Annotated in this window: 12 protein-coding genes; 8 read left to right on the forward strand and 4 right to left on the reverse strand. The window is 43.6% G+C overall.

Annotated elements, in window-relative coordinates; genetic code table 11:
* The first annotated feature begins 65 nt into the window (after positions 1–65).
* The 5 genes from Q4519_RS06025 (at position 66) to Q4519_RS06045 (ending at position 2,830) form a co-directional block, all read left to right on the forward strand.
* Positions 66–587: a hypothetical protein gene (locus tag Q4519_RS06025; RefSeq protein ID WP_232803814.1), complete on the forward strand. Its 522-nt coding sequence runs from the start codon at positions 66–68 to the stop codon at positions 585–587.
* A gap of 86 nt (positions 588–673) precedes the next feature.
* Positions 674–1,171, forward strand: coding sequence for a hypothetical protein (locus tag Q4519_RS06030; protein ID WP_303510708.1), 498 nt, complete (start codon positions 674–676; stop codon positions 1,169–1,171).
* Positions 1,172–1,180: 9 nt separating this feature from the next.
* A complete protein-coding gene (locus Q4519_RS06035) occupies positions 1,181–1,714 on the forward strand; it encodes a DUF308 domain-containing protein (protein WP_232803812.1) in 534 nt (177 codons plus the stop codon).
* Between the two features lie 74 nt (positions 1,715–1,788).
* A complete protein-coding gene (locus Q4519_RS06040) occupies positions 1,789–2,079 on the forward strand; it encodes a hypothetical protein (RefSeq protein ID WP_303510716.1) in 291 nt (96 codons plus the stop codon).
* A gap of 370 nt (positions 2,080–2,449) precedes the next feature.
* Positions 2,450–2,830, forward strand: coding sequence for a hypothetical protein (locus tag Q4519_RS06045; protein ID WP_232803810.1), 381 nt, complete (start codon positions 2,450–2,452; stop codon positions 2,828–2,830).
* A 156-nt stretch (positions 2,831–2,986) separates the two neighbouring features.
* On the opposite strand, the gene Q4519_RS06050 is transcribed toward Q4519_RS06045, so the two are convergent.
* A complete protein-coding gene (locus Q4519_RS06050; RefSeq protein ID WP_303510719.1) occupies positions 2,987–4,201 on the reverse strand; it encodes an alanine--glyoxylate aminotransferase family protein in 1,215 nt (404 codons plus the stop codon).
* A gap of 217 nt (positions 4,202–4,418) precedes the next feature.
* Between Q4519_RS06050 and Q4519_RS06055 the strand changes: the two genes are divergently transcribed.
* Together Q4519_RS06055 and Q4519_RS06060 are read left to right on the forward strand one after the other, a co-directional pair.
* Positions 4,419–5,015, forward strand: coding sequence for a response regulator (locus Q4519_RS06055; protein WP_232803808.1), 597 nt, complete (start codon positions 4,419–4,421; stop codon positions 5,013–5,015).
* A gap of 59 nt (positions 5,016–5,074) precedes the next feature.
* The gene (locus tag Q4519_RS06060; RefSeq protein ID WP_303510721.1) at positions 5,075–8,686 is read left to right on the forward strand and encodes an ATP-binding protein; all 3,612 of its coding nucleotides are present in this window, start codon (positions 5,075–5,077) and stop codon (positions 8,684–8,686) included.
* A gap of 93 nt (positions 8,687–8,779) precedes the next feature.
* Here the strand turns inward: Q4519_RS06060 and Q4519_RS06065 are convergent, their stop codons facing one another.
* Together Q4519_RS06065 and Q4519_RS06070 are read right to left on the reverse strand one after the other, a co-directional pair.
* Positions 8,780–10,147, reverse strand: a complete 1,368-nt coding sequence (locus tag Q4519_RS06065; protein WP_303510723.1) for an L-serine ammonia-lyase — start codon at positions 10,145–10,147, stop codon at positions 8,780–8,782.
* A 59-nt stretch (positions 10,148–10,206) separates the two neighbouring features.
* Positions 10,207–11,535, reverse strand: coding sequence for a serine/threonine transporter (locus Q4519_RS06070; protein ID WP_232803805.1), 1,329 nt, complete (start codon positions 11,533–11,535; stop codon positions 10,207–10,209).
* Between the two features lie 415 nt (positions 11,536–11,950).
* Here Q4519_RS06070 and Q4519_RS06075 point away from each other — a divergent pair, with 415 nt between their 5' ends.
* Positions 11,951–12,337, forward strand: coding sequence for a MerR family transcriptional regulator (locus tag Q4519_RS06075; RefSeq protein WP_303510725.1), 387 nt, complete (start codon positions 11,951–11,953; stop codon positions 12,335–12,337).
* Here Q4519_RS06075 and Q4519_RS06080 read toward each other — a convergent pair.
* A complete protein-coding gene (locus tag Q4519_RS06080) occupies positions 12,334–13,110 on the reverse strand; it encodes an SDR family oxidoreductase (protein ID WP_303510727.1) in 777 nt (258 codons plus the stop codon). The genes Q4519_RS06075 and Q4519_RS06080 overlap by 4 nt on opposite strands.
* Positions 13,111–13,154: the final 44 nt, after the last annotated feature.

Below are 13,154 nucleotides of genomic sequence, written 5' to 3' on the forward strand. Positions count from 1 at the left end.
TTCAAATCATGCTTTCAATTGCAAAACCTGCTTCAATGGAGTTATTCGTCTCACTGAGAGTAGTTATGGCTATTGTTCGATCTTTATTGGTGATTTTCATGGCGGCCGTTACAGGATTCGCCTTGCCGTATTGTTATGCTTTTTTGAATATTAGTTATGTACAAGATGTGCAAGTATGGTTAGTTACGAATAAAGCATTGCTTAATTTGTTGGGGCAATGGTTTTCAGGGGTGCTAGCTGAACAAGCCATGTATTGGCTGGTAGTCACAGTGACAGCGAGTGTTTACGGCATTTTATTTGGCGCTATTTTGGGTTTGCTGATTGGCTTTTTACATGCTGGACGATTGTTTTTTTATGTGAGCCTTTGGTATCCAGTTACCTTTTTCTGCGCCGCCTTTTATCCGCCTTTACTTAAGTTGTCGATTGATGGATACCCTTTGATTAAGCCTATTGAGGCTATTGGCCATAATTGGCAACCCACTTTGGTAATATTATTTGCTTTGTTTTGCTTGTTTTTCGCTTTGTTTCGCGGTTTTAGTGCTCCTGAAGAAGAAAAAACAGCGAAAACCGATTACTTGTTTCGTTAAATAAAATAGAGCGAATAAAAATGGGCTGTTTGAGCCCATTTTTTCTGCAATAATGGCGACATTCAATCCGTTTAAATGAGCGTCACATGAACCAGATTTCTTTTGATTTAAGCCTATTGCAAACCATGTTAGCCGAAGCGAAAAAAGCACCTTTGCTGACGCCTACTTATGATGATTTATGGAATCCTGATTGCTACCCCGGTGGCGAATTACTCGATGAATCAGGGCAGACAGAAGGTGAGGTTGTGCTTAGTGGCGATGAATTTTGGCCTGGTTGGCAGCACATTGTACAAGACAAAATTAAGCCTCAACTCATTCTAATGGCCGAAGGTATTCATGGTATCTATATCATTAACAATGTCGGCGGTGATATTGCTCCAGTTGAGCGCGGTATGATTTGCTTTGCCAAAGGATTTAATCCGAAAACGCATCCACAACAACTAAAGCAACAACAGCGTATGTTTGGTAAAGATGGCCACGCTTTTGTGGTGCCTCTTAAGTGGCTGGAAATTTCGGCTAACGCAGGTAAAAAGTCACTGGTTATTGATGTTAGCGATACTGAATGTGAATTGTCACTAGACTAAGGAAATAGTATGCAGCTCTACACGAACATCCCTAAAGAATTAACTGGTCAGGCCAAAACTGCGGCGATGATCATGATGGTGATTGGCGCTTTATCTATGATTTTACCGGTTTACTTTGCAACCTTGTCGGTATTGATCTTAGGTGGGGCGGTATTGGCTTGTGGTGTACTGGGCTTCGCATATAACCGTTACTTAAACCAAAGAGGGGTAACGAATACGAGCAATTTAGTTCCTATTCTTTTTGTGTTGCTGGGGGTGTTATTGCTCTTTATGCCGGCACTGACTCTTTCGGTCGCAGGTTTTATTATTGGCGCTAGCTTGATATTTTCTGGGTTGATGGGCTGGTTCGCCGAGCGCCGAATTGTAAACCCATCTTTTTGGTGGCAGTTACGCCATGGTATTACCGCAGTGTTAGGCTTGATTTTAATCTTGTCTGGCGCCAATGGGGCTGCATGGTTGATTGGCGTTATATTTGGTTTAAATATGCTTATTGCTGGTGCTAACGTTTGGATTGCGATCGCGGGGCAGCAACGTAGTATATAAATAATTGCAAATGATAACCATTACTATTAGCCTTGTTGCATCAATCACTGTTTTGCTGCAACAAGGACTCGCTCATGGCCCAGATCCCACCCTCCTCTCGTTCAAATCAATCAAATAAACACACCAAAGTGCAAATTGAGCTTGATGAAATGATATTGGCGCGCCTATTTGCTCACGGGCATTTATGCGCTGCCGAGATCAGTTGCCTGAATCTCAGCTCTAAGCAAGCGATTTGGCAACTGTGTTTACAAGCTTGTGGCGAATGTCTCGATACAAAAACAAGAGATGGCGAAAATCGTCCAGCGTGGGAAAAGCTACCTAGGTTAAACAAGCCTGTAAGAACCCTCTCTCGAACTGATGCTTAGCCGCGCGCTATGTTGTAAAGTCTTGATAAACAAGACGAAATCTTGGTAATCGAATGAGAGTGTCATAACACACACTTGATTTGGCCGTGTAGGGCTTATACCCAATAATATTTGGTTGTACAAAAAATAACCTAAAAAGGTGGGTGTTTCCATCTATGCTTGAATGAGTTCAATAGACTGGACAAGTAAGCTAGCTCTAGGCGGTGGCGATTAGGTGTTATTCGCAGTAAAGGTGAGTAAATGGCTAACTTATTGATGTTGTTTACGTGTAAGTAAATGACCGCAGCAAAGGATGGTGCAATAAAAGTGTCGTGATCATCATGCAGCATATGATGGTTGAAAATTGGCTTAACCAACCGGAGTGATCCCTGTGCCTCATTTAGTGCTCGAATACTCACACAATTTAACCCACACTTTTGATTCAGCTAAATTATTAATGGAACTGCATCAAGAAGTGGTCAGCAGTGAGTTATTTGCTAGTCAAGATATTCATATTCGTAGTCAAGATTACAGCCAATACTTGGTAGGGGGGCGCTTGGCTAGCTTTGTTCACTTGGCTGTTGTGGTTGAGCCGCGCCATGATTTTGGTGAAAAAAAGCGTTTGTCTAACGCTTTGCTGGCGGTGTTAGCGGCCACATTTCCTAAAGTAGAGCATGTTGATGTTGAAACGCGAGAAGCTGAACATAGTTGTGTCAGTCAATCGCGAGTGGCTTTACAAGCGGTCGATAAAGAGCGTATGTATTGTAATTAGCCGAGTCTTGGATAAGCGAAATAGCATGCTTTGCGTTTGCATCCCTGAAAACGAAATTTTGCCGTAAACATACTTTATCTGGCAGCGTTGGGCTGAAACAAAGTAGGGGTAATCGAAGGACAAACTTAGGCCTAGTCGCCTAAGTTTGCTTGGAGGCTATATATTAACGCTGAAGGATTGGCTAAGTGGCTGTAAGCTAGATTCAAGTGCAGCCACGCCATTAGGCAAATCTACTTCTTTTCCGAGCGCTTTCATGCTCGACCCAAAAGCATGTACAGTTCGGAACAAGTTATGAGCACGACTTTGTTCACCCATTTGACCAATACGTACAATATTGGGGCCAAATGAACCAGAGATTTCGACTTTGTAGTGGCTCGACATAAAATTCAGAAGTTCCATTGAGTTTATGTTGTCGGGCATATTGATGCCGACCACTGAATTAAGCCGCGCAGGCTGCGGTACAAACAGCGAAAGTCCCATGGCTTCAATGCTCGCCTGCAGTGCCACTGAACAAATTAAATGGCGTTCGAAGCGCTTAGGTAAGGTTTCGTTACAAACTAACCGCAGCGCTTCATGTAGCGCTAAAATGCCGGATACGGGCGCAGTGTAATGGTATGATTTTTTATACCAAAATTGGTCGGCTAATTTGGCGTCTAAACACCAGTGTCTTAGCGTCTCTTCCCGCTCATTGATTACTTGCCAAGCCTGATCAGAAAATGCCACTAACGACACGCCGGGAATAGAGGATAAGCCTTTTTGGCCACCAGTGATCACGGCATCAATATGCCATTTGTCCATTTCCAATGGCATGGTGCTTAGGGTACAGACCGCATCAACTATCACTAAGCAATGATGTTTTTTAGCCAGCGCACAAATTTCAGGAAGTGAGCGATTAAAAACGGTGTTTGAGGTTTCACCTTGGACGATGGTAAGTACTTTAGGTTGAAACTCACTAAGTAGGCGGGCCACTTCTTCAACATTCGCAAACTCACCGTTGGGTACAGTATAACGTTGTACATTTGCTTGTGAACGAGTGGCCATTTCAGCTAAACGCGAACTGAAGAAACCGTTACAAATACTTAACACTTTGTCATCTGGTTGGATCAGGTTGACTATCGCCATTTCCATCGCCGCAGAGCCCGGACCCGCAACACCGAGTATGTGTTGTGACTCAGTTTGGAACACATAGCGCGCCATCGCTTTGACTTGCTCTATGATTTGCGCCATGGTGTTGCCTAAGTGGTTAATCACGATGGAGTTCGCTGAGGCAACTTTAGCCGGAATGGGAACAGGCCCAGCCCCCATCATCAATAATGGTTCGTCGGGTAAAATGTTGTCCAAAGGAACGATATTAGGCACTTGGATATACATGGCGCGGGTCCTTAAATGGCAAGCGTCAGCTCAAAAGCTAAAAATTTTTTCATTTTAGCGGGTATTAGTAACTAGGTTAAGCTAATAAATAGCTAATATGTTATATAAAAGGAAAAAGACTGTGGTTTGTGTCGGAAAATATACCAAAGAGTATTCGCGGCTAATTACCATTTTCATTATACTCACTCGCAGTAAAGAGGTTGAATCAGGGACGGATATGGCAAACTCGCAAAAACCAGAATCATTACCATATTTAACGCCAACTCAAGTGGCGGAAAAATTTAAGGTGTCGCCGATCACGGTGCGCCAATGGTCAAGTAGTGGTAAACTTAAGTGTCAAACCACCCCCGGTGGACATCGGCGTTATTTACCTGAAGATGTCGCCGAGTTTGCAAAAAACGCGGGTATATCATTAGATGAGTTAAGCTCTGGCCCGTGTCGCATTATGATTGTGGAAGACGATTCACAATTAGCGCATTTATTACAAGAATTTATTGGTTCATACGATGATACATTTGAAGTGTATCTTGCTCCAGACGGCTTTCGTGCCGGTGAATTATTACACACACTAAAGCCAGATTTGATCTTGCTGGATTTAATGATGCCGGGAATGAATGGTTTTGAGGTTTGTGAGCGAATTAAACGCAGTTCAGCGACGCGCAATATTAAGGTTGTCGCGATGACAGGCTTTAGCTCTGAGCATAACGTGACACGGATCCTGAATGCTGGTGCTGAAACGTGTTTGAAAAAGCCGATCGACTTTGCGCTTTTACGCGACATTCTCGCGGAGTGTAACAGCAAAAAAACTGCCTAATCATGTTGTATAGGCCAAACAAGCCGGCACAATAATTGCGCCGAGTTTGAGGCAATATCATGTCTAAATTAAACAATCTACATTGCGTAGCCATGGTTATTTTAACCATGGCTATTGCGCTTATTTTTCAGGGGGTGCTACTCTCGAATGTTAAGCGTGACTATCAAACGGGATATTCTCACACCATAGGTTTACTGGAGGAGCAAAGTGTCGATATTGAACGCGCCTTAACCACTTATGCCCACGACGATCCCAGCCAAGTAAAGCAAGCTATAGTATCTGCTATGTCCCTTAAGGGATTGAGGAAAATCATTGTCTTAAATACCAAAAACAAAGTTATTTTCGCCAATAACAGTATCTGGTTGAATAATGATGTTATTCAGCTGGTTGAATATATTCCAAACTTAGCCCTGTCGAGTAATTTATACTTCAAAAAGCAGTTTTTACTCAGTGAAGATGAAAGCCTGCTTTTTTACACTAAGACTTATGAATTACCGTTTAGCGGCCCGTTAAGTGAAGTTCGTATATATTTTGAATATGAGTTTCTCGAACCAGAATCGCTTTTTTGGCAGTATGCCAAGTTCCCTCTTAACACCACCTCTATTGTATTATTGATATTAGCATTGGCATTTGTTACATGGTTCTACCGTGCCACCTTAATACCATTAAAACGCTTATCATATGCTTTACAAAACCATGGCAAAAGCAAAGAGCGATTGCTACTCGATGAACAAGGCGTGGCGCAAATAAGGCGTATTACACGGTTGTTTAATAATATTTATCACCGACAAAATAAAGCGCAAGAACAAGCTCAGCAACAGCTGCAGCAGCATTTAGCTATTTTCGCAGCTATTGCTGATGGGGTGATTTTGCTTAACGAAAAAGGCCATGTATTGGCACTGAACCCTGCCGCTTGTCGTTTATTTCAAGGTACTGAGACATCATTAATGGGGCGCCATTTATCTCAGTTACCTGGCAATGCCGGAGAATTGGCAGGGGTGCTGAAACGCGTGCAGCAGGATGGCTTGGCATTAGATTTCGCCGATCAGCTTAACTTCATGTTTGACTCATCTGTTGTACATATTGCAGGCAAAATCAGTCGCTTAGATGCTCAGCCTCCGCAGTACCTTGTTTGCTTGCAAGATACTTCAGCAAAACAATATTTAGAAACCGCTATCGCTACCTTATCTGATGTCGCCGCGACAGCCGATCCCTTGCAGCATATCTGCAATAGTGTCGCTAATGCCCTCAAGATGCCTTGGGTTTATATCATGCGTCGAGAAGCGGGTAGTGAACGACTATACCTATTATCAGGTTGTCAGAACCAACAGTTCGCGGGTCAAGCTGAGCTTGCTTTTAGCCCACTGTATGAGCTATTTCATCGCGGTGATATCTTGGTGATGGGGGAAAAAATTAACCAAGCGTTTGCTAGTGACCCCTTTATTAAAGGGCACCACATTAAAACCTTTTTTGCCATGCCGTTACATGATGAAAAAGGAGCGGTATCGGCCGCTTTATGTGCGATGCATTATAAAAAATATGAGTCGTCTACTGCGTTGGATCTGTTGCGTATCGCCGCACGTAGGGTTGAGTTGGAAATGCAGTACAAAGCACAAGATAAGCAATTACGTGCTTCGGATACATCATTGCGCCAGCTGCTCGATAATGTGCCGCACATGGTCAGTATTCGTAACCAGCAGCATCAAATCCAAATTGAAAACCTTGCAGCGCGTCATTTTCGTCATCAACTTAAAGAAGATCAAAACAGTCAGTTAACCGCACAATCTGTGATATTGGCGGAAAAAGTTCGCCAAGGCGAAACCTTACGCGAGATCAGAAAGAGTGTCGACAAAGAAGGCTTATTACGGTTTCATGAGGTGGTTTGCGCCCCTTACCATCAGATCAATAGCAGCCAAGAAATGACCTTAGAGGTGGCAACGGATGTGACCGAACTGATGCAAGCTAAAACCACGTTGCAGAAAAAAGTGAATATTCTTGATGCCCTTAATGAAGTTCACCGAATTTTGGTGGCGCAAGAAGATGAATCACAGTTATTACTCGATATTTGCCAAATATTAGCCAAGAAGCTGGACTTCCCATTAGTTTGGGCTGGGCAGGTAAAAGATGAGGAGGTATCAGAGCTTACCTTGATCGCGGCATTTAGCCAAATGGAGCAGGCAGATGTTTTTATTAAAGAAAATTGTCTCGATGATTTAGGCGTTTATCGTGCAGCGGTACAGTCGCAGCATGTACAGCGGCTGGATAATTTAGCCGAACAAACTCATCCGCCAGTCAATCATCAACTTGCTTTAATGGGGCTGAAGTCGCTAATGGTTGTGCCCATTTTACGTAATGAGCATGTGACCCAAGTTATCTGTATTTATGGTTCTAAATCTTACTATTTTGACCAAGATGACGAGCTTATATTTAATCAATTGGGGCTCGATCTTTCCCTGGCTATTGAGCATCAGCAGACAGCGGCAAGCAAGCGACAGCTTGAGCTGCAATTAATGCAAACACAAAAAATGGAAGCCATCGGTCAGTTAACCGCCGGTGTCGCTCATGATTTTAACAATATACTGGCGAGTATTTTAGGCTTCACTGAGCTCTCATTGATGCGCGTTAGTTTAGAGAATGAAAAGGTGGGTGATTACCTTAAACAGGTGATTACTGCCGGTAAACGTGCGCAAGATTTAGTGGCACAGATGCTGGCGTTTAGTCGGCCCAATGAGCAGTTCCATCAAGCGGCGGTGCCGTTAACATTAGCTATGGCCCTTAAAGAAGGTTGCCGTATGCTTAATGCGACCTTGAGCAAAGAAATAAACCTAAAATTCGAAATTGGCAATAACGCCAATCAAACTGTCGCAATCACCCCAACCGAGTTCCATCAAGTGTTAATGAACCTGGTGCTTAATGCACGTGATGCGATGAATGGTGAAGGTGTCATTAAAGTTAATCTTGATCATTTAACCGACTCTGGTTTGCTGGAGTGTCGTTCTTGTCGCAGTGCTTTCCAAGGAGAATTCTTGGTGTTATCGGTGACGGATCATGGCTCAGGAATGGAAGAGGCGGTGGTGCGAAATATTTTCTCGCCTTTTTATACCACCAAGGAAGTGGGTAAAGGCACGGGTATGGGGTTATCTGTGATCCACGGTTTGGTGCATAATTTGGGTGGTCACATTCAAGTGAAGAGTAGCCCAGGGCAAGGTAGTTTATTTCAAGTCTACTTTCCTGTGAGCAAAAGTTTAGCCATGCCAATTGAAGCGCCAGTATCCAGTGTGATGAAATACCCAAGCTTGCGTAATAAGCGAGTGTTGTTGGTAGATGATGAATCGAGCATTGTAGAATTTTTAACAGATTTATTAACCGCTGCAGAAGTCAGTGTTAGTTCCTATCGCGACGGTCAATCGGCATTAAATGCTTTTATGGCAGAGCCTCATTCATTTGATTTAGTGATCACCGATGTGATGATGCCTAAAATGACGGGATTGGAATTAGCGCAGCACATCACTCAACACAATACCTTAGTGCCCGTTGTGGCTATTAGTGGTGATGATATGTCGCACTACGATGGCGATGATCAGGTATTTATCGCCACAGTAGAAAAGCCCTTTTCATCGGCTAAGTTTATGCGCACCTTGGCTGACTTATTTACCCCAGTATCGGCATGATTAAGTGATGCACGTTGGCCATTCAGCTCAGTTTGGCAGTAATAGAATTTGCGTTTTCATTACTGAAAACGCAAATACATGCTCATGAATGATTTAAGTACAAGTAAACGCAATTTTTATTGCTAATCCGCCTTGGGATGTTTCGCGATATTTTGCGTTCATGTCTTTACCTGTTTCGTACATAGTCTCAATGACTTTGTCTAACGATACGCGAGCTTCTGAATTTCTGCGCAGCGCCATCCGAGATGCGTTAACTGCTTTCATTGATGAAATGGCATTACGTTCAATACAAGGTACTTGTACTTGGCCAGCAACAGGATCGCAAGTTAATCCCAAGTGATGCTCCATAGCTATTTCAGCTGCAGCAGCCACTTGCATGGGGCTACCACCCATGAGTTCTGTTAGCCCCGCGGCAGCCATTGAGCAGGACACACCCACTTCGCCTTGGCAGCCTACTTCTGCCCCTGAAATAGATGCGTTACGCTTATATAAAATACCCACTGCCGCGCAAGCTAAGAAAAAGCGTGTATATTGCTCGGTGCCAACGGGTTCAATAAATTTGTCGTAGTAAGACAATACTGCAGGAATAATGCCTGCTGCACCATTAGTTGGCGCGGTTACAACACGTCCACCTGCGGCGTTTTCTTCGCTCACAGCTAAGGCAAACATATTTACCCAATCGATAATAATCATCGGGTCAACATTGTGATTGCCCGAGGTTGACAGCATACGAAATAGAGCTGGTGCACGGCGTGGCACGCGCAATGGACCTGCAAGGACGCCTTCGGTGCGACAGCCGCGATCGATACCTTCTTTCATCGTTAGCCAGATTTTACCAAAAGCCGTTACGATACTTTCACGATCACGTAAGTGCTGTTCGTTACGCATCATTAAAGTACTGATGCTTAAGCCATGTTGCACACATTGATCGATCAGTTGTGCCGCAGAATCAAATGGATAAGGAACAGTCACGTCACTGATTAAATCTTTACCGAAACTCTCTTCATCGACAATAAAGCCACCGCCAACAGAGTAATAGGTTTTGCTATAAGCGAGCTCATCACCTTTAAAAGCATGAATTTTCATGCCGTTTTCATGTAAAGGCAAAGCTTGGCTAATAAAGCTTAGTGCGTCATTTTTAAAGCTCACTGTGTGACAGTGTAAGCCAATTGGTAGCTGTTCTGTGGTTGCGACGCGCTCAAGAAAATCAGGAATGGTATCTAAGTCAACATTATCTGGGCTAAATCCGCCAAGACCTAAAATAGTGGCTGTATCGGTATTATGGCCTTTACCTGTTAGGGCTAACGACCCGTGTACGTCAACGGTGATGGCGGTGATATCTTTGATTATTTCTTTTGCGATTAAATCATCCACAAACTGTTTGGCGGCTTTCATCGGGCCGACTGTGTGTGAACTGGATGGGCCAATGCCAATTTTAAAGATATCGAATGCGCTATACATAATGCGTTCCTTTACTAATTTGGGCCGATTTATCGACCCTTATGCTATTGGACTATTTATTAAGCAAGAAGTTTAAAAACAATTGCTGAAATAGCCACTAGACCCATAGTGGTGATAAATACATTAGCGATTGTGCCTTGGTATTTCGCCATTGCAGGTACTCGTTTAATTGCATACATAGGCATTAAGAATAGGATAGTGGCGATAATTGGGCCGCCTAAATCTTCTATCATGCCTAGTACACTTGGGTTAATGACGGCCACAATCCACAGGGTGATGATCATAAAGCCGATGGTGAATAGGTTTACTTTTTTCTTGTCCACAGTTTTACCCATGGCTTTAGCTTGTTTGATGATGATGCCATTCATGCCTTCTCGGGCACCTAAGTAGTGGCCAAAGAACGATGAAACGATAGCAACAAACGCCACAACCGGACCAAAGTAAGCAATGATTGGACTGCCGTGTACGTTAGCAAGATAAGATAGCACTGGCAGGTTTGCGGCTTTGGCTTCAACTAACATTTCAGGGCTAAGGCTTAGTACCACTGAAAATACGAAGAACATAACAAAGCCCAATAACATGGCAGAAGTACGTTTTAAAATGGCATCTGATTTAGCGACAGCTGCATCGCCATATTGCTCACGTTGTTTGCGCGCAAAGCTGCTAACAGCTGGAGAATGGTTAAATGCGAATACTAATACAGGAATGGTTAACCATAGGGTTGTGGTGAAATCCATTACGCTTGGCGCTTGGCTAATTGCTGCGAAGTTCCAATCAGGGATAAGAAAGAGTGACATACCAGCAAGGATCGCAACCAGTGGGTAAACCAAAAACTGAGTGATTTTTAACATCAGCTTTTCGCCAGCCATCATCACCGACATCATGCCTAAAATCAGAGTGATCGAGAGTAACCAGCGTGGCAATGACTCGATACCGAGTTGGTTAACCATAAAGCTATCCACGGTGTTGGTGATCCCCACGCCGTAAATCAATACGATGGGGTAGATAGCAAAGAAATACAGCAATGTGATAAGTTTGCCGGCGCCAGTGCCAAAATGCTCTTCTACCACGTCAGTGATATCGGCTTTAGGATTGCTTGACGAAAGGACAAATCGAGATAGGTTGCGGTGTGCAAAGTAAGTCATTGGGCCAACTAACACCGCCATTGCGAGTAGTGGCCAGAATCCACCTAAGCCAGCGTTAATGGGTAAAAATAAAATCCCCGCACCAACGGCGGTACCAAATAAGCTGAGTACCCAAGTGGTATCAACCTTGTTCCAACTGTTTACTGAAAGTTTAGTTGTGGCATTAGATGCATTACTCTCAGAGCTTGTAGGCGTGTTAATCGGCGCGGTTGTGTGCGCACTTGCCATGGTTTTCTGATTCATATTTCCACCTTGCTAAATAGAGGGCGACGATAGTTAGTTTTATATCTATTCCTAATCGCACCCGAGTTATTATTTTTAAGGTGAGTGCGTCTGTAATAGAAACTATAAGAAGCCGCTTGCGACCGATATAAGGGAAAACCCGTAACCGTCTTGGGAGGGTATATAGCTTATTCAGGCCTAGTATTTAAAACTGTTTAAATTCATGCTTTTATGCCATTTTTGTGGGTTTGTTACGGTATCGCATCAGCACTTTTGTTACAGATATGTGATCTATCGCAAGCGGCCTGAACAATGTCATTTATTCGAGCCAGTGATCACGATTAAAGGTTGATATTTAGGCATGTCACCGCCATCAATTAAATAATGCTGGGTCGGCGGCAATTAAAGCGTGGCCATTAAGGAGAGCAATGCAGTTATGTATATTGGTGAGCTAGCTAAGTTATCAGGGGTGAGTATTAAAGCTATTCGACATTATGAAGTCATTGGCTTAATTAGATCGCCGCTGCGACAAGGCAAATATCGTGTTTATGATGCCAGTTTTGTCGATGTGTTGGCGATGATAAAACTGGCGAAAAGTTTAGGCTTCACCCTTGAAGAATTAAAGCAGATTGCCTCAGCGAAAACCCAGCAGGGTTTGGTGCCGATGGACTTATTACGTCAAGCAATCGACAGCAAGCGCGAACTATTGCAACAGCAACAAACGGCAATATTGCAAAAGCTCGACGGCTTGTCTGAGCTCGAGCAAAGCGTTGCGCGTTACAACGCTTGCTTGCTAACTTCATTGGCAAAACCGACGTCTTAGGCTTTTTCCATCGCATTTTGATAGATCTTGAGTATGGTATTTCTTGCTAACAAGCGGTTAAGGAATACGTAAAACTTATTCTCACAAAATGGGATTTCACGCATCTTCCCTTTAAATAAGGCCTTGAGACCAAGTTGAGCGACTTTTTCGGGGGTAGCTCGGTGTTTTTCGGCGAAGGTGCCTTGACCATTTTTGGTATCATCTTGGCTATTAAAGGTGAAAAATCGGGTGGCAGTGCGCCCAGGAGAAAGGCAGCTGATAGTCACATTCTTGTCTTTCATTTCCATCGCCAGCGCTTCGGTAAAGCTGCTTAAGTAGGCCTTGCTAGCGGCGTAAGCGGCAAAGTAGGGCTGAGGTTGATAGGCGGCTGTAGAAGCAACATTCAGCATATGCCCACCACCTTGGCAGGCCATTTTTTGCGCAAAGTAGCTGCTCAATTTGGTTGTTGCGGCAATGTTCAGTGCTAGCATGGCATCGATCTCGGCTTCATTCTGTTCAAGATGCTTACCAAATAAGCCAAAACCGGCATTGTTGATGGCAACGGCGATGGGCTCGTTAAATTGTTCCAGCCGCATAATGGTTTCATTTAACTGCTCAGTCTTAGATAAGTCAGCTGTGATGGTGAACCTAACATGAGGTAAATCTTGTTGCAGTTGCTGTAACATCGCTTGGTTTCGGCCATGTAAAATTAAGGCGTAACCTTGTTGCGAAAGTTGTTTAGCAAAGGCTAATCCGATCCCTGATGTGGCGCCGCTAATAAATGCTGTCTTCATGCTTTAATTGTTCTCTATGATTGACTAGAGATGCCATCATAAAG

Source organism: Motilimonas sp. 1_MG-2023 (assembly GCF_030547455.1).
GTDB lineage: Bacteria > Pseudomonadota > Gammaproteobacteria > Enterobacterales > CBDFNC01 > Motilimonas.

Bases quoted from the DNA above. Each gene is read 5' to 3' on its own strand.
- Q4519_RS06025 (WP_232803814.1), top strand. From the start codon at position 66: ATGGCTATTGTTCGATCTTTATTGGTGATTTTCATGGCGGCCGTTACA.
- Q4519_RS06030 (WP_303510708.1), top strand. From the start codon at position 674: ATGAACCAGATTTCTTTTGATTTAAGCCTATTGCAAACCATGTTAGCC.
- Q4519_RS06035 (WP_232803812.1), top strand. From the start codon at position 1,181: ATGCAGCTCTACACGAACATCCCTAAAGAATTAACTGGTCAGGCCAAA.
- Q4519_RS06040 (WP_303510716.1), top strand. From the start codon at position 1,789: ATGGCCCAGATCCCACCCTCCTCTCGTTCAAATCAATCAAATAAACAC.
- Q4519_RS06050 (WP_303510719.1), bottom strand. From the start codon at position 4,201: ATGTATATCCAAGTGCCTAATATCGTTCCTTTGGACAACATTTTACCC.
- Q4519_RS06055 (WP_232803808.1), top strand. From the start codon at position 4,419: ATGGCAAACTCGCAAAAACCAGAATCATTACCATATTTAACGCCAACT.
- Q4519_RS06060 (WP_303510721.1), top strand. From the start codon at position 5,075: ATGTCTAAATTAAACAATCTACATTGCGTAGCCATGGTTATTTTAACC.
- Q4519_RS06065 (WP_303510723.1), bottom strand. From the start codon at position 10,147: ATGTATAGCGCATTCGATATCTTTAAAATTGGCATTGGCCCATCCAGT.
- Q4519_RS06070 (WP_232803805.1), bottom strand. From the start codon at position 11,535: ATGAATCAGAAAACCATGGCAAGTGCGCACACAACCGCGCCGATTAAC.
- Q4519_RS06075 (WP_303510725.1), top strand. From the start codon at position 11,951: ATGTATATTGGTGAGCTAGCTAAGTTATCAGGGGTGAGTATTAAAGCT.
- Q4519_RS06080 (WP_303510727.1), bottom strand. From the start codon at position 13,110: ATGAAGACAGCATTTATTAGCGGCGCCACATCAGGGATCGGATTAGCC.